At 46.3% G+C, this 529-nt stretch carries 2 tRNA genes and 1 rRNA gene; all 3 read left to right on the top strand.

From position 1 onward, the window contains the following. A 16S ribosomal RNA gene (locus OGY62_RS01970) occupies window positions 1-54 on the top strand; the annotation flags it as partial. A gap of 70 nt (window positions 55-124) precedes the next feature. Next, a tRNA-Ile gene (locus OGY62_RS01965) sits at window positions 125-201 on the top strand. A gap of 113 nt (window positions 202-314) precedes the next feature. Further along, window positions 315-390, top strand: a tRNA-Ala gene (locus OGY62_RS01960). The last annotated feature ends 139 nt before the right edge of the window (window positions 391-529 follow it).

The following is a 529-nucleotide window of genomic DNA, read 5'->3' as shown; positions in this document are numbered from 1 at the left end:
GTGAAGTCGTAACAAGGTAACCGTAGGGGAACCTGCGGTTGGATCACCTCCTTACCTTAAAGAACCTGCCTTTGCAGTGCTCACACAGATTGTCTGATGAAAAACGAGCAGTAAAAACCTCTACAGGCTTGTAGCTCAGGTGGTTAGAGCGCACCCCTGATAAGGGTGAGGTCGGTGGTTCAAGTCCACTCAGGCCTACCAGATTTTCCCTGAATACTGCGTTGTGAAATGACTCACATACTTTAAGTATGCTTCGTCATTCCACGCCTTGTCTCAGGAAAAATCATCGGTAAGAGGTTCTGACTGTACTGTATGGGGCTATAGCTCAGCTGGGAGAGCGCCTGCTTTGCACGCAGGAGGTCTGCGGTTCGATCCCGCATAGCTCCACCATATTTTACTGCTCATATAAGAAAACTTCAGAGTGTACCTGAAAAGGTTCACTGCGAAGTTTTGCTCTTTAAAAATCTGGATCAAGCTGAAAATTGAAACGACACACGTAAAGTGTGTATGAGTCTCTCAAATTTTCGCA

The organism is Citrobacter sp. CK198, assembly GCF_030333295.1.
Taxonomy (GTDB): Bacteria; Pseudomonadota; Gammaproteobacteria; order Enterobacterales; family Enterobacteriaceae; genus Citrobacter_B; species Citrobacter_B koseri.
This window is presented reverse-complemented; position numbering and strand designations above follow the sequence as displayed.